The organism is Paenibacillus yanchengensis (assembly GCF_042684845.1).
Lineage (GTDB): Bacteria > Bacillota > Bacilli > Paenibacillales > Paenibacillaceae > Pristimantibacillus > Pristimantibacillus yanchengensis.
The window spans coordinates 1-21,340 of record NZ_JBHUMH010000007.1 but is presented as its reverse complement, the minus strand read 5'-3'; the positions used below and the strand labels follow the sequence as shown (position 1 = coordinate 21,340).

Here is a 21,340-nt window from a genome sequence, read left to right as displayed (position 1 = left end):
TTGACTATTAAAGCTGTTCTTTTTGATTTGGATGGAACATTGCTTGATCGTGAAGCTTCATTACTAACATTTCTTAGTGATCAGTACGAACGATTCTCTGTTTTTCATGCGATTGAAAAAGACTTATTCATTCAGCGATTTATTACGTTAGATGATAACGGCTATGTATGGAAAGATAAAGTATATCAACAAATGATACATGATTTTTCGATTAAACATATAGATTGGTCACTATTATTAAATGATTACATAGATAACTTTCAAAAATATTGTATCGGATTTCCAAACTTATTAAGTACGCTGATGCAATTAAAAAAACATCGTATGAAGTTAGCACTTGTATCCAATGGTTGGGGACAATTTCAATTTAACAATTTAAAAGGGTTGCAGATTGAACATTTATTCGATGAAATACTCATTTCAGACTGGGTAGGATTACGAAAACCAGATCCAGCAATTTTTATTCGGGCATTATCTAAACTGAAATCATCACCGGAGCAAGCTATATTTGTTGGAGATCACCCTATTAATGATATACGTGCCAGTCAAGCAGTCGGAATGCAAGCTATTTGGAAAAGAAGCCCACATGTCGCAACTGTTACAAACGTGGAAGCTGATGCAATCATCGATGATTTAGAAGAAATTATTCCTTTTGTGTTATCTAATAGAACAGTTCATGGTCGCTAACAACAATATAAAATACAATCTGACCATCAAACCACGACAAAAAAACGGAGAAATCCGAAGATTTCCCCGTTTTATAATTTTTTTTACACTTCAGGATACGTTTCACGCAAAACAGTAATCGATTGAACGATCATTTGTTGTAATACTTCAAGATCAATATCATCTAACTTATTTACATATACACAGGCTTTGGCTGCGGTATGTTTGCCTAATTTTGATAATAGATTTGCACGATCTGCTTCTCCACTGTCAAAATATAAACTAATTTTAGCTTTGCGTGGTGAAAATCCAGCGAGTGGTGCATCGCCTTCATGCCCTGTAGCATACTTATAATGATAAGAACCGAAGCCAATAATGCTAGGTCCCCACATTTTTGCTGGGTAGCCTGTCGTTTCTGTAAATATATCTAGCAACTTATAAGCATCCGCTCGTTTTCTCGGATGTTCAATCGCTTCGATAAACTCAATGACACTGTTATCATTTTCTTGCATTTTTGCTTCATAGGCCATCGCAATCCCCCACTTCAAGTTTCTATCATTATACCAAATAGTAACATCTATTTTTCATCAAATAACAGATCTAATATTTTCTCATTTGCTTTTCTATTTTTCCCTTGATAAGGATAACAATGAATATGAATGGCAGGGTTAAAATTAATTTCAATAATACTATAATTATGATCGTTTGCCACTACCCCAATATCGTCAATCATCATGTCTACTCCACAAAATGTAGCATCTACCGCGTGAGCGGCTCGAATTGCAATCTGTTTGTAGCTATCCGGTATATCGTCTGTATAATCGATACTATCTCCGCCGGTACTAATGTTGGAGTTTTCTCGCAAATAAATAATTTCACCAGCATTCGGTATATAATCAATACTTTTTTGTTGACTAGCGAGTACGGTAACTTCTGCTTCACCCAGTTTAATCTGTTCTAACGGTGTTACATAGCCTTGTCCTCGGAGCGGATCTTTGTTTTTTTCCTGTACTAATTGTGTAATCGTCAGTTTCCCATCGCCTACTACGTTCGCCGGAACCCTGTGTAATATACCAACAACTTCATCGCCCATCACGAGAAAACGATATTCTTTGCCTGTCATAAACGGTTCTAACAATACAGTATCATCATGCTCAAATGCAATTTCAAAAGCTCGATTTAGTTCCGCTTCACTATAATTATAATTCAAAATGGTAATACCTAAACCAAAGTTTGTCAATTTCGGTTTTATTACTATTTGCTGCTCTCGATATTTGTTATACGCTTCTTTCGTCGTAGCTAAACTCGTATAATCTTCCCCAATCGGTACACGAATACCATGTTCAGCAAGAACAATTTTCGTCACTATTTTATTTTCCATCATCAGCACCGTACTATATGTATCTAACGATGTTTTCGTCGCTTGCTTCACATATTCGACCTGTTCGTCCTTCATCAAACGGACAAAGTTATCTTTGCGATCTAATAATTCGAATCGGATGCCCCGTTTAACAGCCGCTTTTAATAATAGCTGAGTTGATAGCTCTAAGTCTTCATAACCTTGGAACCGATAACCGGTAGCAATGCTTTGCTGTGCATATTTTTCTGCTTTCGCCAAATGGTAACTAATATAATCTGAACGATGAACGCCATCCTTCACTAATTCTGCGATTACTAATTCTGGTTGTGCCATCTTCTGTCGCTCGTTCGCAATAATGGAAATGTACCGCTCTTTATCCGGAGCAAGTAATTCAACCATCGTTGTTATTTCGTCCATAAAAACTAGTGCTGCTTCTCGTAATGTGATCTGCTCTTGGCTAGTCGTATGTAGTAATCCGTCTAACCCTTCTGAATTCATCCGATCATGATTCAAATCTGCCAATCGTTGTTCTCTCACACCAAAAGGTTCATCTTGTTTCAGTAACATATAGATCAAAAATAAATGAATGAAATGCATCGTTTCTTCACTAATTCCGATTTTTTCTAGTGGGTTAAGATCGATAAACCGTAATTCTAAATAAGCTACCCCATCGTTTAATAGTGCTTGAAGCGGATCACTTCCATCTGCTGTTTTCATACGTACTGGTGAATAAAACTCCATCGCATTCATCAGCTCTCGTTCATCTATCAACTGCTGCAAATCTTGCACATACTGCTGAACAGATTGATAGGAAACCTGAAAGTTACTTTGATTGCGATAACCACACGTACTATTGCGCAAAGAGCTCATATTGGGGAAAAAATAACTTTTATGATCGATAGACATTCCTTTTTCCACACAGTGCTTCATATAACTTTTATCAAATATAGGGCTTGCCCCTGTCAAATAAATTAGTATCCAGCGCCACTTCAATAAATTACGGGCTACTTTGAAATAAACAGCATCTTTAAAATCTTTGAATGTAGCAAATGATTCCGAAGAACTACTCAGCTCAAATCGCTGTCCATCATCTGTTTGCTGATTTAGTTTATATAATTGGTTTAGAAAAGTATCAGTAAAGGAGAAGTTGTAATGGATACCGCTTAATAACTGTCGTTTTCGCCCATACTTATTAGCTAGTTCATGACGATATTCATCCGCTACAGCGTTATTCATTTGTGCAATCGGAATATCTTGTTCCTGTGGCAACATCGGCGGATTACTACTTGGCCACAGCAACTCTTGCTGTTCTTCCAATTCTAACGTTACAATATCATGAATGGATTCCATAAATTGATGTGTTTCGGTGATCGAAGTAAATACCGGCGTAATCATCTCCACTTGGCTTTCCGAAAAATCAGTTTGTATATATGGATTGTTTAATTTCTCGCCAAAAGCGGACGGATGAGGGGTAAGTGCAAGTCTCCCATGCCGATCGACACGCACGTTTTCTTTTTCCAATCCAAATTCTCCATCAAAAACTGCTTTATTCAAAGATAAATCCAATAGTAATTGAAGATTGGTTTTATGCAATAAACTCATTTTCGAGGCTTCCTTTTCTTGTATAATAAAGTATGATAACTACATCATTTATCATACCACCACTATCCGAAAAGAGCTATGATTACAGTATAGACAAGGAGTGAATGATCTTGCGAAGCGAACAAGAAATAATGCAGATGCTACTACAGTTTGCTCAGTCAGAGCAACGGATTAGACTAGTTACTTTGGAAGGATCACGTACGAATAAACAAATTACAAAAGATGGCTGGCAAGATTATGATGTTAGCTTTTTTGTTACCGATCTTGTTAGCTTCCAACAAGATGACGATTGGCTTCATCCATTTGGTGAACGATTGATGATGCAAAAACCTGAAGATATGGAGTTGTTCCTACCAGAGCTAGGGAATTGGTTCTCGTATCTCATTATATTTGCCGATGGCGTTAAACTCGATTTGACGTTAATTCCACTAGATGAAGTAGACCGATACTTTGCCGAAAGTGACGGATTAGTGGAGGTGTTACTCGATAAAGATAATCTTATACGTCAGCCTATAGTAGCGACCGATCAACAATATTGGATCAAACCGCCCACTGCTAGACAATTCGATGATTGTTGTAATGAATTTTGGTTCGTTTCCACCTATGTCGTCAAAGGGCTTGCTCGGGGTGAATTATTATTCGCTATAGACCATTTGCACGAAATAGCTCGCCCTAACTTGTTACGAATGATCGGTTGGCATATCGGCTGCGAACGAGGATTCACATTTAGCATAGGTAAAAATTACAAGTTTATAGATCAATTTATGCAGAAAGAAGATTGGAACTTATTATTAACGACTTATGAGAATGGTACGATAGAACAGGTATGGCAATCCTTATTTACTTGTTATGAATTATTTCGTCAATATTCTTTAGTTGTAGCAACTGATTTTAACTATCCGTATCCAAATTATGATTCAAAAATTACTGCTTACACCAAGCGAATTTATTTTTCTGACTCGATTTCATAATAACTGCTCGATCTATACGCTGCTTATACTCTTCGTTTTATGTCTTTATAAGCGTATCCCTTTGGCTCAGTAAGCAAAATTAGGTATTAATAGATTATTTTCCATTATTTATTCCGACTGAGCAAAGGGGATACACGATCAAAGCAAAAATACATACGAGTAGTCATATACATTACAATTATTACAATAAAATTTAAGCCATTTTTCAATTTCCAACTTACTTTGATCCAGCTAACTTCGTTTCACCAGTGAAGATTTTCATTTGCCCTGGCTTAATCCAACCACGATGACGCATCCATTCAGAGATGATAATGCTCAGTAATGCAGGTGCCACAATATGTAATACCAAAACTTTGATCAGGACGGATACGGAAAAACCCATCGTTGTAAACGTCATAATTTGTCCGACAAAACCACTCGTCCCCATACCAGCTCCAGCCGCATTGTTCGTCATTTGCCAGACAGTCACTCCGATTGGTGCGATTATAGCTCCAGCTATCGTCGGCGGTATTAAAATTAACGGATTGCGAATAATGTTCGGAACTTGTAGCATCGATGTACCTATGCCGATGGCTAATAAACCACCTATCTTGTTATCGCGATAACTGCTCACCGCAAAACCAATCATTTGCGCACTACAACCAATCGCTGCTGCACCAGCGGCAAGTCCGCTCAAATCAAGCATTAACGCGATTGCTGCGCTAGAAATAGGTGCCGTCAAAGCTAATCCCATTAAAGTTGCCACAATAATGCCCATCAATATCGGTTTTTGATCAGTTGCCCACACAATCCAACTACCTAAGGTAGTCATCATTTTCGATATACCGGGTCCCACAAACTTCGCAATGAAAAAACCACTAATAATCGTCGTAAACGGCGTAACTATAATATCTACTTTCGTTTCTTTACTAACTAACTTGCCTACTTCAACGGATATAAGTGCCGCTATGTAACTACCCGCTGGTCCACCGAACAAAGCTCCCGCTGCTCCCGTAGCTATCGCTGCAAATATAACGAGCGGTGGCGCACCTAACCCATATGCAATTGCCACTCCAATCGCTGGCCCCATCAATTCTATCGCCAATTGACCTATCTCGACAAAGACAGACCAACCCATTTGCTCGCCAACGGTGCGAATAATTAAGCCGATAATTAAAGAAGAAAATAATCCCAACGCCATATAGCTCATCGCATCAATTAAATAAGCTTTAGCTGATGGCTTAACTCCTTTTCGGTCTAGAAATGCCCGCATCTCTTTTATACCCCCATCATAAAAAAAATAACTATCATTATATTGTAGTGCCTCCACGCACGAATTTTCATAATGACAGTTATATTATACGATGTTTTGCCAGTATTACTATGCTAATCGATAAATTCATTTATTCTCCGTCTCTATTATTCTACAGGAAGACAACATACTTTATATTTCCGACCGCTACCACATGCACAAAGATCATTACGACCAGGTGCTTTTCCTTTATAATAGTGCCGAATTCCTTGTTGATACAACTGCTGTCGAACGCCATCTCCCAATTTTTGTAATCGCTCATGTGCGTAACCAAACAATTGCTGATAGCTAGTACAAAAATAATCCGTTGTATTATTGCCACTCGCCTGATCCCAGTTACGATTACGTGGGCAACCACCATAACAAAGTGATAACCACGGGCATGTCTGGCACGCTTCTGGCAATGTTGGCTTTTGCTGTAGAAAAGTTGCATATAGTGGATCGTTCAATATGTCTACCAATGCATCTTCGCCGACATTCCCGATTTTCCAATCATCGTGAATAAAAAAATCACAGGGGTAAGCATCGCCATTTTGTTCCAAAATAATCGTTTTCGGACAGGATTTACTCTGTACACAAAGCCCACCTTCTCGATGAGCATATACACTCAGCAAATGATCGAACATTCGCTCCGAATGAACAGGCTGTCCATCGTTGTACCAATGATCAAATGCTTCACATAAAAAATTGCCATACTCTTCTGGCGTAATTTCATAAGAGCCCGGTTGATCTATTTGCTGCGACTGAAACGACATACACGGAATAAATTGTATATAGACAATTTGCTGTTCCTTATAAAAATCAAACAATTCCTTTACACGATGCACATTATCTTTATGGATAACGGTCAATATATTAAATTCCACTTGCTGCTTGCGCAAATGGTTGATTCCTTTCATCACTCGTTCAAAGCTACCTTGCTGCACTGCATCGACGCGGCGGCTATCATGGATTGCTTCTGGTCCATCAATACTTACACCGATCAAAAAATGATATTGTTTAAAAAATTTAGCCCAGCGCTCGGTAATAAGTGTGCCATTCGTTTGCAACGCATTACTGATCATTGTATTTTTAGGAGCATACTTTTGTTGCAATTCCACCACTTTAGTAAAGAATTCATACCCGGCAAGTAACGGTTCGCCTCCTTGCCATGCAAAGGAAGCGATTCCATTCGTTAGCGACATATACTCTTTTATAAATTTTTCAAGCACGTGATCGGCAATTTTTTCGATCTGTTTCCCTGGCTTACCACCACAAGTACTATAGTAACAATAATCGCATGCCAAATTACATGCTTCCGAAACCGTTTTCCACATGACACTAATATGTTCTTGCTTTCTTGCTACGCTAGTTGCCATCCTTCCTCACCCTTCCCCTCTCCAAAAGCGTACTACGCTTCACAGTCTGAGGCAGTGAGAAAGTTCATCCGCATTATATTATTTCACTCTTTCATCAGCATACGGGTATGACTCCGATTCAATACATCAACACATCCGTTTATTGCATGTAAAAGAATTGCTGGAATTCACCAATGAGCCTATTTCGATTATTGCCGAAAACGTAAGCTGGAGCCTTCCTTATTTATCAAGACATTATTTTAGCACAGCATTTTAAAAACAAGTGGCTTGTAGCTTCCCAGAATAACGACGAATCAAAGATATAACAAACAAAAATTCTTTCTTTCACATGATTTAGCGAATATTGGGAACAATATTTTTGAAAGGAGGAACTTCCATGAATAATTCAAACGATCACGTTCTCGATGTCTCATTCTCTACTTCTCTACGTGAAAACAAAGATATGATCCAATATTTTATGGGACCCAGTTCTGATTTTTGTATGCGGGAATTACAATTGCCAAAACAATCACAAGCTATCCTTTATTATTTGGATGGGATGATTAATAAACAAGATTTGCAACAATATGTTATTACGCCACTTTTGGAGCAGTCCGATGAAACAAAGATTACTAGCGCTAGCATCAAGCATTCAATTCTTAATGTAACCGAAGTAGTCTATGAATCATCAATTATGCAATCTATGGATCACATTATTACGGGGTCAGCTCTGCTGGTCATAGATGATATAAGCGAAGGTATATTAATTCCTCTGCCTGGTTGGGAAGATCGCAGTGTAACCGATTCACAAACACAATCAGCTGTGCGTGGCCCGCAAAACGCATTTACAGAATCGATTGCAATTAATCGCACATTAGTGAGACGAATTACAAAAGATACTAGGCTCAGAGTAAATACAATCAAAGTTGGAAAATTAACCAAAACAGATGTATCGCTCATGTACATACAACATTTGGCAGACGAAAAGCTTGTTCAGCAATTAACGGAACAATTGCAACAACTTACTATTGATCGTGTTTTAGAAGGACAATACATCGAAGAGTTGTTAACACAAAAAAAACAATGGACTTTTTTTCCAACTTGTTATAATTCCGATCGTCCTGATACAATCGCCGCTGGCATTTTGGATGGTAAAGTAGCTATTTTCATTGATGGCACGCCGTTTGTGTTATTAGCTCCTGCTTTTTTCACTGATTTTTTGCATGCCGCAGAAGATAATTACCAGCCATTCATTTATAGTAATGCGATTCGTTTATTACGATATTTGGCAATGATTATTTGTATTTTAGCACCATCCATTTACATATCACTCACTACATTTCATCAAGATATGTTGCCCACGCAATTGTTATTAAGTTTAGCTGCTCAACGAGAAGGAGTACCCTTTCCAGCTTTTTTAGAAGCATTACTTATGGAAGTTGCGTTTGAAATATTGCGAGAAGCTGGTATTCGAATGCCTCGAACCATCGGGCAAGCAGTTTCCATCGTTGGTACGATAGTAATCGGGCAAGCGGCTGTTGAAGCAGGTATGGTATCGGCAGTTATGGTTATTGTTGTTGCCATTACAGCTATTTCTAGCTTCGTTATTCCTTCTTACACTTTATCATTGGCACTACGATTAGTGCGTTTTGGTTTTATGGGTTTAGCTGCCATGTTCGGATTTTATGGTTTAACGATCGGTATGTTAATCCTTATTATCCATTTGACCAGTTTACAAACATTTGGTTTTCCTTATACAGCACCAGTAGCTCCTTATTTGAAGCGACAACAAAGCGATGCCTTACTTCGGTTACCCTATCATAACAAGACGAAGAAGGAGCCTAAATGATGAATCGGACGAGCATATTCTCTATTCGTTTTGGCGCACTTGCTTGCTTATTAATTCTCTTGCTTACTATAACAACAGGCTGTTGGAACAGAATGGAATTGAGTGAAATATCTGTAGTACTAGCTATGGGGATTGATAAAGTGGAGGATCAATATCAAGTTTCTGTCCAATTTGTTGATCCATCCCAAATGTCAAGAAATCGAACAGCGAACCGTTCACCAGCGGTTACCATCTCTGAGCGAGCATCAACTGTCTTTGAAGCTGTTCGCAAATTAACAACCAAAACATCACGCAGGCTTTATTTTTCACATTTACGTCTCCTTGTTTTCGATGAAAAAACGGCTAAAGAAGGTATCAAAAATGCAATGGACTTAATGTTTCGCGATCATGAAGTACGTCCCGATTTTTATATTGCTGTTGCTAAAAAAAATACAGCAAGAGACATTTTGGCAATAGTGACACCAACAGAAGTGCTGCCTGCTATGGATATTGATAAATCATTAATTGTTTCGGAAAAAACGTGGGCTCCGACAGCAGCGATTAATGTCATCACTTTACTACAGACGTTAATGCAAGATGGTAAAGAACCTGTTCTTACGGGTGTAAGTATTATTGGAAATTTGGAAAAAAGCAAGACGATGCAAAACGTTCAAAATCCTCTTGCTTACGGAGAGTACAAATATGAGGGATTAGGTGTTTTTAAAGAAGAAAAATTGTTAGGTTGGTTGAATGAATCAGACAGTAAAGCTTATACCTATATTGTAAATAAGGTTACAAGTACAGTAGGAGTAAGCAAATGTCCAAATTCTGGTGGGTTTATCGCTATTGAAGTAACGGAGGCTAACACTAAAATAATCACTAATGTAGAAAATAATAAACCTAGCATAACTTTAAAAATGCTAATTGAAGGAACGATTAATGAAGTACAATGTACGATTAATATGCAAGATCCAAATGAATATGAACAAATGGAACAGACAGCTAGAGAAACATTTCAAACAATGATCGAGAAAGGAATTAAAACAGTACAACGCAAATTCGGAGTCGATATATTCGGATTTGGTGAAGCTTTCCACAGAAACCACCCGAAACAATGGAATATTTGGAAAGAACAATGGGATGATGTATTTAAACAACTACCCGTGCAAATCGATTTAGATTATAAACTAAATAAAGTTGGTAAAATCATCAATCCGATCGATAAAGAACCAGACAAAGAAAGGTAAATACTAGCGATGATACTATTCCTGCTTCTTATTGCAACTATTGCTGCACTATATCAATGGAAACAACTGTTTCATAAAAAAAAATGGCGGGACTTTACAATTAGTTTACTTCTCTTTGTTCTGGGGTTCATACTCTGTTTCTTAAAATGGTTAGGAGTGAAGATGTTCAGCCCCCTTGTTATGATCGAAACATTACTATCACCTATTCAAAACTACTTTTCTCAACTATTTTAAACTAAAAATAGCGATCCAATAACGGGAGATGAATGGATATGAGTAAACTAACTGGAAGACAAGCAATGATGTTGTTCTCTTTTTATTATCTTGGTACAGCCACATCGGTACTACCTAATTCCTTAGTATCGATAGCCAAGCAAGATGCTTGGCTATCCGTTATCCTTGGAATGTGCTTGCACTTTTTGACGTTACCTTTATTATTTTTAGTAAGCAAATATTTACAAAAGCAACCACTTGGCGACTACTTACAAAGCAAACTAGGCAAATGGGCAGGTAAAATTCTATTAGCTATTTTTGTTATTGTTTTTCCCTATTTAAATTTTTTGATCAGTCTGTATTTTCTTGGAAATTTTATAACAACCTCTATTATGCCTGCAACACCGTCCACAGCATTATATGCACTAATATTAATACCAATTATTTACGTATTACATTACACCTTAAATGTTATTGGACGAACGGCAGAAATTCTTTTTTTCATCATACTTGTCTTTTTTACTTTTTTGATGGTCTCTTTATTACCTATTGCAAGTTTTTCAAATGTATTACCAGTATTAGAATATGGCTTTAAACCCATCGTTACAGCATCATTTCCGCTACTTAGCTTTCCATATATAGACAGTGTGTTGTTTCTATTTTTATTGCCACACGTTAAAGACAATCAAGTGTGGAAAAAAGCGATTATCAAAGCATCTGCTTTAACTGGAATCATTTTTTTACTAGTAACTTTCCTAATCATAGCTGTATTAAGCCCTACAGTTATTGCAAATGTTAATTTTGCTAGTTACTTTGCCGTACGTACTATTAGCATCAGCGATTTTTATGAAAGATTCGATGGATTGTTTACAATCATACTGTACACTACCATTTTCTTCAAAATGTCTTTACTTCTATTCATTACTGCTGAAGGGCTAGCTTCTACTCTTAACTTAACCAGCCCTAAACCATTATTGCTTCCGTTATCGCTCATAGCAATAGCTTTAGCTGATGCAATTGCACCCTCAACGACATTTATGTTTCTTTTTTTACGAACATCATGGGTGTATTATGCGTTACTATTGGGATTATCGTTTCTTTTTCTATTGTGGTTACTTCATTTTCGCAAACAACAATCTCCCTTACCAAAATAATACATTACAATCTACGAATGCAGCCGTAATACTATCGTTACTTTAAATAAATCTCCATCTACATCAAGCTCTAGGCTTCCTTCATGAAGATCAACGATGGATTGGGCAATAGCCAGTCCCAGACCCGATCCATCTGTTTGCCGAGAATCATCTCCTCGTTTGAATCGTTCGAATAACTCCTCAGCGCTATCATTTAACTCATACTTTGATATATTTTTAAAAACAATACTAATACTATCACCAACACTTGTTATCGAAATATAGGCTCGCGTTTTTTCCAAGCTATACTTGACCATATTTTCTATTAAATTATCAAACACTCGCCACATTTTTTTGCCATCCACAATCGAATACAATGGCTTTTCATTAATAGATAGCCGCATTTGCAATCCAGCTTCTTGAATAATTTCATTATGCTCCGCTAATGCCTGCTGCAATAATTGAACAACATCGACTTTCTCTAGGTGCAGTTCAACATTACCACTAGCCATTTTAGATACTTCGAACAAATCATCAATTAACACCTTCAACCGTTTTGACTTACGATCAATAATTTCCACATAATCTGCTTGTTCTTGCTCCGACAAATTATCTCTTTTTAACAATTCTGTATACGTAATAATCGAAGTTAGTGGAGTCCGCAAATCGTGACTAACATTCGTTATTAGCTCCGTCTTTAAGCGTTCACTTTTCACTTGCTCAAATTGTAACGATTTTACACCGCTTTTTAACGTATTAATCGAAGTCGCTAGCTTTTTCAAAACGGATCTTCCTTTTTCGGGAAGTTCCTCATTCCAATTGCCATCCGTCCATGCTTGCGTCACTTGCACCAGTTTACTTAAATAAGCTAATTGCTTAAACATTGCAATAGTGATAGGTAATCCTACCAACACGGTTAACGCCATATAACATACAAAATAAAACACAGCCATATCACCATCATAGCCCGCTATTATTGCAATAAAAATCAGTCCAAGCGCAAAAAATATAAGCAGAAGTAACATTAATTGAACAGCTGCACTACGACTATAAAAAGCATTTTTGATCATATGCAATTGATCCTTCGCTCGACTTATCAGCCAGTACATAATGCTTCGCTGCCATTGTTCAAGGAAATCACTTTTCGTCCGATTAGACATAATTAGCGAGCGCACTATCAAATATAAAAAAATCATAACTGCTGCTGCAAAGCCTGTTAACTGCACTAAAACCCGAATGTACATCAGAAGACGCTTATCATAAAAAAACTGTTCAAATGAATTAATATTGAGTAGGCCAAGTATAAAAATGATCACACAACTAATAACCATGAGTAACAATCGGAGATCCAGCGGTATTTTCCCAAAAAAAGATATCTCTCCCAAAGCTATCATTGCCTTTTTAAACTGCTTTCTATATAAATAAATCGCTAATCCAATAGCAACTATACTCAGTCCCACATAAATGAATAGAAACAGCTGCTTTTGATTATACAGTTTGTAATTTCGCAAAAATTCATTAGAGGGATAATTCGTTTCAGGAACAGCAAACCATCCTTTGAATATTTCACCTTCAGCACCATTGACTTCTACTAATTCAACCATATAATCAGACATATTATAAGTAATATCTATTTGATGAGGCATCATATATTCTGTGGAAAACAAACGATGACTCGAATAAAAGTAGGTTTCCAAATCATTACGTTCTTTCCCCGTAATATCCATGTTTGTATAAACCTTATTGGTTTTCACGTTAGTAAAATAATAATCCAATACCGCTTCTTGCTTCAAAAATGCTTGACGATCACTATTGTATCTATGTTCATAGAATCCTTTAACTTTCTTTATTTTATTATTTTTAACTTCTTTCCTTGCCGTTTCTTCCTCATGAACTATTGCTTTAGCTGTTTCTAATTCCGCTAAATACCTTTGGTGATCCACCTCACTAATATTTTGAGCTGCAATTTGTAATTTCATATGTTCTTCTTCACTTAATAAAGAATACATTGTATCCTCATATTTTCTTTGTAGCTCTTCAACTTCATTATCTGTAACTTTGATTAGCCCAATCGCTTCCTCTTCCGAAATATTCTGTAACACATAGCGATAAAGTCGATCCGCATAATGTGACAATTTGTTTTGAAAATCATTCGTTTGAAAGTAGCTTTTTTGCGTAAAGCCACTTGCTGTTGTAAATACAGTGAATAAACCACCTAAACCGTAAGCTAGTAATAAAGCTATAGCAATAATCGTAAGGCTACCTTTCCATTTTGTACCCAATGCCCCACACCACCTTTAAAAATTTTGGATTTTTCGGATCGATTTCTATTTTTTCACGAATCTTTCGAATATGGACTGCAACTGTGTTTTCCGCATTAAAACTTGGTTCTTTCCACACTAGTTCATAAATTTCACTAATCGAAAATACTCGCCCAGCGTTGGTCATAAGCAGCTCCACTATTCGATATTCAATTGGAGTGAGTCTCACTTGTTCCCTGTAGACGGTTACTTCTTTCGCCAAACTATCCAATGTTAAACCGTTCAAATCAATAACTTTTGAAACACCTTCATATGTACCGAGTGTCACATAGCGCCGTAACTGCGATTTTACTCTAGCAACTAATTCCATCGGGTTAAATGGTTTGGTCACATAATCATCTGCTCCCATATGTAAGCCTAATATTTTATCACTATCTTCACTTTTGGCACTTAATATTATAATAGGTATGTTCTTTTTTTCACGTATTCTATGTGTAGTCGCTATCCCGTCTAATCTAGGCATCATAACATCTAAAATAACAAGGTGAATCGCGTGCTCGTCCATAATTTCTAACGCTTCCTGCCCATCCTCCGCTTTAAATACGTTCACCCCTTCATTTTTCAAATAGATTTCAATCGCATCCCTAATCTCCTTCTCATCATCCACCACTAATACATTGTAATTACTCACTGCTTTCCCTGCCCCTCTACTTCCTTTACTTTCCTATCATAAGACATAAATTTGAATAACTGCCTAGTAAAATTATGAAGAAGTTCTTAATTTTTGATGTACTATGCATTATAGTCAATCTCGCAAAACATTTCGAAGTAAGCTACACTATTCTATAATCTATACAACGAATAAAAAATAAACGGAGGAATCTTTGTGCAGTCAGAAATTAGTTTTATAATCAATTCAGATGATAATATTTACCTTTCTGGCGGTACAGTACAAGGTCTATCCATACTATTTTCTCATGAACTTGATGTGTTTTGGGAAAATGGATAAAAAAGATATGTTTCTGGGCAATGATTTTTTTCAAAAGTATCTCATTGTTCTCTATTTAACAGGTTATATTACTCCCTCTTATACTTGCAGCCTTTCACACTTGATTTCCTTAAGGCGTTATTCAATTCGTCCCTAAAATAAAAAGTTGGCTGGAAAAACATAATGTTTTCCCATCCAACTTTCACGATATTCTACACAACGATATCTTTTTTACAACGCCATTTCGGACTTAGCCAACTTGACCCGCTCCAACCACCTGCGCACGACTTTTTGTACGTTTTATCATACAAAGCATTCGCTAAAAACGTCTATTTCTGCCCTTTTATACGTTTTTTCGTACAATCCGTTCATTACAACCGACTGTAGATGCCCTGTTTATACGTTTTTTCATATAAAGCCTCCACTCCAGCAGTCACTCCAAGACCTTTCATACGATATTTCGTATAAACCTCTTCCCGTTGCGTTATGTTATGTTATCAATTGTTATCTCATAACCATTTACCACTAGGTGTCATGTAGCTAATGCTAGATATATGTAGACACAATAGACTAGATGTAGGCAACCCTTGATTACGTAATTACGTAATTACTTTATTGCATAGTTCCATAGCTACATAATTATATAATAAAATAGTTACACAGTTACACGAAACCAATCGACATCGACAAACCCAACATTACTATGATTACTTTCTGCATGGGCAAACATCCCGATTTTTGCTCCTACCCAGTGTCCCGGCTTCGCTTGAAATGCGTATTCGCAGTGTTGAACTACACCCTCTACTAATTCATAGGAAAAGCGGCACAGCCCACCTTCACTCACTGCTACTTGTAATATTATTTCTTCAGTAGAATCAACTACCAAGTAATGTCTGGTCCCTAGTACTTCATCAGTCGAATTAACTGCCGAATAATGTGTTTTCTCTAGTACTTCATTAACAGAATCAACTACCGAGTAATGTGTTGTTTCTACTACGTCATCACCTACGACTAGTGTAATAGCTAGTTCTTTTGTATGTTCGGTACGACTGACTGCCAAATAACAGTATTGTTGACCAAACACAATGAGTCCTACTTTGTCCGCTGATTGCAACATAGTTACATCCATTTTTACACTTGCTGTAAAAGTACTGGCAGGAAATTTTTGCATTAACAAATTTGGTGCCGTATATATGGCGGTATTAGTCACTTCGTCATTAGTCAAACAGTATAATCGCAAATGGCTTTCTCTTTGAAAATCAAACCAAGCTTTGCTAGGATTTGCTTGCCATTGCCATTGTAAGCCTAACTGCAAGTGATCGAATTCATCCGTCGTTGCTAGCCCCATCATCTTGCTCTCCCGATTAACGTTAGGCTTTCGGTAATGTAATACTGGTTCACCTATACCATCCTCGTTGGAATCAATTCCGATCACAGGCCAATCGTTTTTCCAAGTCATCGGCTGCAAATGAACGATTCGTCCATACACTCCTTTATCTTGAAAATGCATAAACCACGATTCCCCACTCGCCAGCTCTACCCAAGCTCCTTGATGTGGACCATTAATCGCTGTATCTCCTTGCTGCAATACTATTTTATCTTCATATGGTCCGTATATAGAAGTAGAACGCAACACCGTTTGCCAACCGGTCGCTACACCACCAGCAGGAGCAAATATGTAATAATAACCATTTCGTTTATACAGTTTTGGTCCTTCTAGCGTTGGATGATCCAACGTACCGTCAAACACGATTTGCCCTTCATCCAACAACTCTCGACCATCCGGTGACATACGGCATATATTTAATTGATGCTGAATACCACAACGACTATGCGCATAAGCGTGTACGATATAAGCTTGCCCATCATCATCCCAAAACGGACAAGGATCAATTAACCCTAGACCAGCTTTCACTAAATGAAGGGACGACCATTCTCCTGCGGGATCTGTTGCTGTCGTCATAAAAATCCCTTTGTCCGGGTCACCATAGAATATCCAATATTGCTGCTGGTGAAAGCGAATAGCTGGTGCCCAGACTCCTTTTCCATGCTGTGGTCTGTTATATTCTTCAAAGTCGAAGCGAGGAATAGCATGCTGAATAAGCTGCCAATTAACAAGATCTGTCGAATGAAGAATCGGCAACCCCGGCACATGACTAAAGCTAGATGCCGTCATATAGAAATTATCACCGACTTGTATAACGTCAAGATCAGAATAATCTGCGTGCAGTATAGGATTGCTATATGTGCCATCCCCTTGATCGGCAGACATCATATTCATCACAGGCATCGTACTCATCCTATTATTCGTTAACGTGTTCTTCACTTGGACGCTACTCCCCCTACCTTTTGTACTTGTTCATATGCTGTAGATGCTAGTAAAAAAGCACCCACTCCTTTTTGATCGTTCGTAATAATAGGTTCACTTAAATAATAGGCATAGGACCCATCTCTTTGCGATGGACCACCTAATCCCGCTACTTGACATGTTTTATTTACGTTTACCCAGCCATTATTAGTAAGAAGGATAAACTCTTCTATTATGCCAGTGTATGCTTTATTTAACGTCTCCGACCAATCAGCCGGTAACAAACCAAGCTGCAATCCTCTAGCAATGGCATAAGTAATCATACTAGAAGCAGATGCTTCTAAGTAGTTGCCTTTTCGCTCAGCAGCATCAACGATCTGATACCAAACGCCGGACTTTTCATCTTGATAGTTTCTCAAAACAGTTAATGTGTCAACGAGAATACGTTGTAATTCTGGATAGTGCATATGATCCTTTGGCAGCAAAGCCAATACATCGACTACCGCCATCACAAACCAACCTAATGCTCGTGCCCAAAAGTGGGGAGAATGTCCCGTTTGCGGATCACACCATGGCTGCACTCGTTTTTCATCCCACGCATGATACAATAAACCTGTTTTCTCATCTTTCAAATGACGTTCACAAATAATAAATTGTTTCGTGACATCTTCCAAATTATTTTCCGGTTCAAACGTTATCAAGTATTGCAAATAAAATGGTGCCCCCATATAAAGCCCATCCAACCATATTTGATAGGGATATCTTTTTTTATGCCAAAATGCTCCTTCGCTAGTGCGCGGATGTTCATGCAACTGTTTACGTAGCTGCGTTGCAGCCTGTTTATACTTTTCGTCTCCGGTCACATCGTACAAAAGAAATAGCAGTTTTCCCGTATTTAGATGATCGATATTGTAATCTGCTTGGTGATAAGTCCGTATTGTACCATCGTCCATAACGAAAGCATCTAGATTGTCCTTTATATATTGCAAGTAATGCTGTTCCCCTGTAGTTAACCACAACTGCTCAAATCCTTTTAATACAACACCGTAATCGTAAGACCAATTGCCGTTATACGCTTTTCCCACGTGTAATAAAGGTGTTCGCTCCATCATGGTTTGTGCTGTTTTCTCTGCCCATTGCATCTTCATTCTATCATTCCTCCCGCATAATATTATCGTAACGCTTGCTACAATTTAGCAAGCGTTACGGCGCATTACCTATTTATATTTATTAGAGTTATTTAATTGCTTTATATGCTGCTTCGTATTCGGCTATAATTTTATCTCCGCCGGACTTTCTCCATTTCGCAACCGCTTGATGGAAATCTTCAATCGTAATTTGACCTAATATATATTTGTAAGTAGCATCATGAACAGTTTTGATCAATTCAGAACCTTGAGATGAATGCGTTGCCGATTCGAGAGAATACATTGGATTCAGTACAGCAAACTCCGTATTTTCGGCTATTAGCCGCTCTCCTTCTGCTCGCAATACATCTGATTCATAAATGCCATAACCAAATTGTCTTGGTCTAGTACTACTTAACGGCTGTACTTCTTGCATCCATAAATCTGTATTCGTTATAGTCGCTGTTTTATTTTCATCCATTTCAAAATGGACACCTTCCACACCATAACTCATCAATGTAAACATTTCTTCTGACATCAAATCATCTACGAACTTTAAAACTCTCCGTAATTCTGCTTCATCTTTTACTTCCGATTTTGGGAATGCAATTAAACCACCAACTCCATTAGACGTTGACCATATTGCTCGATCTGCTGGATTACCCGTCGATGTTATATCATTAAGTAAAACTAGCTCCATATCATCTTGCAATCCTTCTGCCAAATTGGATAGGTTTTTACCATCTAGTAGCATCCCGACATAGATACCAGACTTCCCTTGTGCAAAGCTTTGTTGTTGATCATTTTTAGTTGTCACGGCAAAATCTTTATTAATATAACCTGACTCATATAGTTTCTTCATGTAATCCATCGCATCGATATAACCTTGATGTTCGAATTCTGGAATGACTTCTCCCGCTTCGCTAACACTCCATACACTAGGAGCGCCGAAGTAAGAAGCTAATGTCTTGAATGCACCATAATGCAAATCACTTCTATCGACGAAACCAGTCGTATCATCCACGTTGTTACCATCTGGGTCCCGCTTTGTAAAAGCTTCTGCCACTTTAAACAATTCATCAGTCGTTTTAGGTATAGGCAAGTCTAATTTATCTAGCCAATCTTTTCGAATAATAACGCCATTTCTTGCTACTGGCTGTTGAAACGGAATACCGTACAATTTTCCTTCTATTGAAGCGGAAGTCCGAAAATCATCAGAAATCGCTTTCAAGTTTGGAAATTCATCTAAGTAACTACTAACTTCCCAGAACATTCCCGCTTTTAGCGCATTTCTGACAGAAGCATTATCTAATATTGTAATCGTTACCAAATCAGCAAGAGAGTTGGAAGCGAGTGCTGTATTTAGCCGTTCTACTTGAGAAGCTGCTGGAATCCAAGAAAACTCCAGATCTACATTCGTAAATTCTTCTATTTTATCTAATAGTGTATTCGTTGGAGGAGTAGCGGTGTGAAGTAAATTCAGCCATTTTATACTAATCTTTTCCTTAGAAAGCTCTGTAGGATCTGTTGTAGCTTGTTCTTCCCCTGCTCCATTTTTCTCTACATTTGTTGGCGTCTGCTCCACAGGCTTATTGCTACTGCAAGCTCCCAAAACAGCAATGAAACACATCATAATAAATAACGAACCTATTAATTTCTTTTTCATTATTCATTTCCCCCTCTTATTGTATTATAAACTAATTAACTAAAAATTAACAGTATTTAGTAAACACCATCCTCTCCAAGTTTTTTAGCTATTTTATTTGTAATCATAACTAAAACTAAACCGACCAGTCCTTTAAACATACCAACTGTTGTACTGAAGCTAAGCTGGCCATTTTGCAAACCTGCTGTAAATATATACGTATCAAATATTTCTCCTATCTCACGGTTTAGTGAGTTTAGTAGTAAGTACATATGTTCAAAACCAAGTTCTAACGTATTACCTATTTTTAATATAAGCAAGGTGATGATAACAGGACGAATGGCTGGTAACGTGACGTGCCATATTTTCCGAAAGCGATTAGCGCCATCAATCTCTGCTGCTTCATATAACTGCATATCAACTACTGTAATAGCTGCCAAATAGATAATGGTCGACCAGCCTGCTTCTTTCCAAATAATTTGAGCGACATATAATGGTCGTAGCCATTCTGCTGAAGTTAAAAAGCTAATTTTTTCAAAGCCTGACCATGCTAACATCTCATTTAAAACACCACCATCAACTGTTAAAAATACATATGAAATTGATACAATAATAACCCATGACATAAAATGGGGAATATAGATCATCGTTTGTATCGTATTTCGAAATAATCGATGGCGAACTTCATTTAACATTAATGCCAATATAATCGGAATCGGGAAAAAGAACACTAGCTCCAATCCGAATAGCACTAACGTATTTCGCAATAGCATACCGAAAGTAGGTTCATTAAATAAACGAATAAAATGTTTCAAGCCAACCCACGGACTATCTGCAATTCCTAAAAAGGGCTGGTATTCTTGGAATGAAATAATTAAACCGCCCATTGGGAAATATTTAAATAAAACAAAATAAATAAATCCAGGAAGAATCATTAGATATAATAATTTATTCCGCGACACACTTTTAAGTTGTTCCATACAGGCTTCCTCCTTATTGTAGTTGGGGTGTATCTGTCACTTAGCATACGACGTGGCACAACATAACGTATATAATCATTACCTATTAAATAGCAAAACAGCTTGTGTTTGCTCGCTTTTCATTGCTAGTGATTATTTTTGTAGCTAAAGATTATTAGTCATTTATTTACGAATAACATACCTATTCAAAGATAGTGTTTAGTGATTATATGCGAAATGAGATTGCTTTGCTATGTTAGAAGAACAGACAAAGGAAAGAGACCTGCGGTAATATGTCAAGTGAAAAACAGTTAGAAATTTAATTATCAAGGATCAATTTTCTTTAAAAAGGCAACAGGAAAATAGACCAGCAAGTAAATGTAAATTACTGGTATATATTCAAA

General features: G+C 37.4%; 16 protein-coding genes. 6 read left to right on the top strand and 10 right to left on the bottom strand.

Translation table 11 applies throughout. From position 1 onward, the window contains the following. Nucleotides 1-687: an HAD family hydrolase gene (locus tag ACFSTH_RS01325; protein ID WP_377775550.1), complete on the top strand. Its 687-nt coding sequence runs from the start codon at nucleotides 1-3 to the stop codon at nucleotides 685-687. A gap of 83 nt (nucleotides 688-770) precedes the next feature. On the opposite strand, the gene ACFSTH_RS01320 is transcribed toward ACFSTH_RS01325, so the two are convergent. Both ACFSTH_RS01320 and gshAB read right to left on the bottom strand, forming a co-directional pair. Further along, on the bottom strand, nucleotides 771-1,196 hold the full coding sequence (locus tag ACFSTH_RS01320) for a DUF1801 domain-containing protein (protein ID WP_377775548.1): 426 nt from the start codon (nucleotides 1,194-1,196) through the stop codon (nucleotides 771-773). 47 nt (nucleotides 1,197-1,243) lie between these two features. After that, nucleotides 1,244-3,628: a bifunctional glutamate--cysteine ligase GshA/glutathione synthetase GshB gene (gshAB, locus tag ACFSTH_RS01315; protein WP_377775546.1), complete on the bottom strand. Its 2,385-nt coding sequence runs from the start codon at nucleotides 3,626-3,628 to the stop codon at nucleotides 1,244-1,246. A 110-nt stretch (nucleotides 3,629-3,738) separates the two neighbouring features. On the opposite strand from gshAB, the gene ant(6) reads away from it, so the two are divergent. Beyond that, complete coding sequence (ant(6), locus tag ACFSTH_RS01310; protein ID WP_377775544.1) at nucleotides 3,739-4,599, top strand: aminoglycoside 6-adenylyltransferase; 861 nt, start codon at nucleotides 3,739-3,741, stop codon at nucleotides 4,597-4,599. Nucleotides 4,600-4,816: 217 nt separating this feature from the next. Here the strand turns inward: ant(6) and ACFSTH_RS01305 are convergent, their stop codons facing one another. Next, on the bottom strand, nucleotides 4,817-5,851 hold the full coding sequence (locus tag ACFSTH_RS01305; protein WP_377775542.1) for a PTS transporter subunit IIC: 1,035 nt from the start codon (nucleotides 5,849-5,851) through the stop codon (nucleotides 4,817-4,819). A 146-nt stretch (nucleotides 5,852-5,997) separates the two neighbouring features. Beyond that, entirely contained in the window at nucleotides 5,998-7,248 is a 1,251-nt protein-coding gene (locus ACFSTH_RS01300; RefSeq protein ID WP_377775540.1) for an anaerobic sulfatase maturase, read from the bottom strand. A gap of 376 nt (nucleotides 7,249-7,624) precedes the next feature. Between ACFSTH_RS01300 and ACFSTH_RS01295 the strand changes: the two genes are divergently transcribed. The 3 genes from ACFSTH_RS01295 (at nucleotide 7,625) to ACFSTH_RS01285 (ending at nucleotide 11,669) form a co-directional block, all read left to right on the top strand. Next, nucleotides 7,625-9,076, top strand: coding sequence for a spore germination protein (locus ACFSTH_RS01295; RefSeq protein WP_377775538.1), 1,452 nt, complete (start codon nucleotides 7,625-7,627; stop codon nucleotides 9,074-9,076). Then, complete coding sequence (locus ACFSTH_RS01290) at nucleotides 9,073-10,302, top strand: Ger(x)C family spore germination protein (protein ID WP_377775536.1); 1,230 nt, start codon at nucleotides 9,073-9,075, stop codon at nucleotides 10,300-10,302. Before ACFSTH_RS01295 ends, ACFSTH_RS01290 begins: the two co-directional genes overlap by 4 nt. 272 nt (nucleotides 10,303-10,574) lie before the next feature. Continuing rightward, complete coding sequence (locus tag ACFSTH_RS01285) at nucleotides 10,575-11,669, top strand: GerAB/ArcD/ProY family transporter (RefSeq protein ID WP_377775534.1); 1,095 nt, start codon at nucleotides 10,575-10,577, stop codon at nucleotides 11,667-11,669. A gap of 11 nt (nucleotides 11,670-11,680) precedes the next feature. Here the strand turns inward: ACFSTH_RS01285 and ACFSTH_RS01280 are convergent, their stop codons facing one another. After that, complete coding sequence (locus tag ACFSTH_RS01280; protein ID WP_377775532.1) at nucleotides 11,681-13,930, bottom strand: HAMP domain-containing sensor histidine kinase; 2,250 nt, start codon at nucleotides 13,928-13,930, stop codon at nucleotides 11,681-11,683. After that, a complete protein-coding gene (locus ACFSTH_RS01275; protein ID WP_377775530.1) occupies nucleotides 13,908-14,600 on the bottom strand; it encodes a response regulator transcription factor in 693 nt (230 codons plus the stop codon). Before ACFSTH_RS01275 ends, ACFSTH_RS01280 begins: the two co-directional genes overlap by 23 nt. Nucleotides 14,601-14,795: 195 nt before the next feature. Here ACFSTH_RS01275 and ACFSTH_RS01270 point away from each other — a divergent pair, with 195 nt between their 5' ends. Next, on the top strand, nucleotides 14,796-14,918 hold the full coding sequence (locus ACFSTH_RS01270) for a hypothetical protein (RefSeq protein WP_377775527.1): 123 nt from the start codon (nucleotides 14,796-14,798) through the stop codon (nucleotides 14,916-14,918). Between the two features lie 634 nt (nucleotides 14,919-15,552). Here the strand turns inward: ACFSTH_RS01270 and ACFSTH_RS01265 are convergent. The 4 genes from ACFSTH_RS01265 to ACFSTH_RS01250 form a co-directional block, all read right to left on the bottom strand. Continuing rightward, nucleotides 15,553-17,223, bottom strand: coding sequence for a glycoside hydrolase family 43 protein (locus ACFSTH_RS01265; RefSeq protein WP_417629412.1), 1,671 nt, complete (start codon nucleotides 17,221-17,223; stop codon nucleotides 15,553-15,555). Next, complete coding sequence (locus tag ACFSTH_RS01260; RefSeq protein ID WP_377775525.1) at nucleotides 17,220-18,353, bottom strand: glycoside hydrolase family 88/105 protein; 1,134 nt, start codon at nucleotides 18,351-18,353, stop codon at nucleotides 17,220-17,222. The genes ACFSTH_RS01265 and ACFSTH_RS01260 overlap by 4 nt, the downstream gene beginning before the upstream one ends. Nucleotides 18,354-18,441: 88 nt before the next feature. Next, nucleotides 18,442-19,998, bottom strand: coding sequence for an extracellular solute-binding protein (locus ACFSTH_RS01255; RefSeq protein ID WP_377775523.1), 1,557 nt, complete (start codon nucleotides 19,996-19,998; stop codon nucleotides 18,442-18,444). Between the two features lie 56 nt (nucleotides 19,999-20,054). After that, the gene (locus ACFSTH_RS01250; RefSeq protein ID WP_377775521.1) at nucleotides 20,055-20,957 is read right to left on the bottom strand and encodes an ABC transporter permease; all 903 of its coding nucleotides are present in this window, start codon (nucleotides 20,955-20,957) and stop codon (nucleotides 20,055-20,057) included. Between the last annotated feature and the right edge of the window lie 383 nt (nucleotides 20,958-21,340).

What these genes read in the sequence shown, in the direction of transcription:
- ACFSTH_RS01320 (WP_377775548.1), bottom strand. Translation starts at nt 1,196, where the DNA reads ATGGCCTATGAAGCAAAAATGCAAGAAAATGATAACAGTGTCATTGAG.
- gshAB (WP_377775546.1), bottom strand. Translation starts at nt 3,628, where the DNA reads ATGAGTTTATTGCATAAAACCAATCTTCAATTACTATTGGATTTATCT.
- ACFSTH_RS01305 (WP_377775542.1), bottom strand. Translation starts at nt 5,851, where the DNA reads ATGCGGGCATTTCTAGACCGAAAAGGAGTTAAGCCATCAGCTAAAGCT.
- ACFSTH_RS01300 (WP_377775540.1), bottom strand. Translation starts at nt 7,248, where the DNA reads ATGGCAACTAGCGTAGCAAGAAAGCAAGAACATATTAGTGTCATGTGG.
- ACFSTH_RS01295 (WP_377775538.1), top strand. Translation starts at nt 7,625, where the DNA reads ATGAATAATTCAAACGATCACGTTCTCGATGTCTCATTCTCTACTTCT.
- ACFSTH_RS01290 (WP_377775536.1), top strand. Translation starts at nt 9,073, where the DNA reads ATGATGAATCGGACGAGCATATTCTCTATTCGTTTTGGCGCACTTGCT.
- ACFSTH_RS01285 (WP_377775534.1), top strand. Translation starts at nt 10,575, where the DNA reads ATGAGTAAACTAACTGGAAGACAAGCAATGATGTTGTTCTCTTTTTAT.
- ACFSTH_RS01260 (WP_377775525.1), bottom strand. Translation starts at nt 18,353, where the DNA reads ATGAAGATGCAATGGGCAGAGAAAACAGCACAAACCATGATGGAGCGA.
- ACFSTH_RS01255 (WP_377775523.1), bottom strand. Translation starts at nt 19,998, where the DNA reads ATGAAAAAGAAATTAATAGGTTCGTTATTTATTATGATGTGTTTCATT.
- ACFSTH_RS01250 (WP_377775521.1), bottom strand. Translation starts at nt 20,957, where the DNA reads ATGGAACAACTTAAAAGTGTGTCGCGGAATAAATTATTATATCTAATG.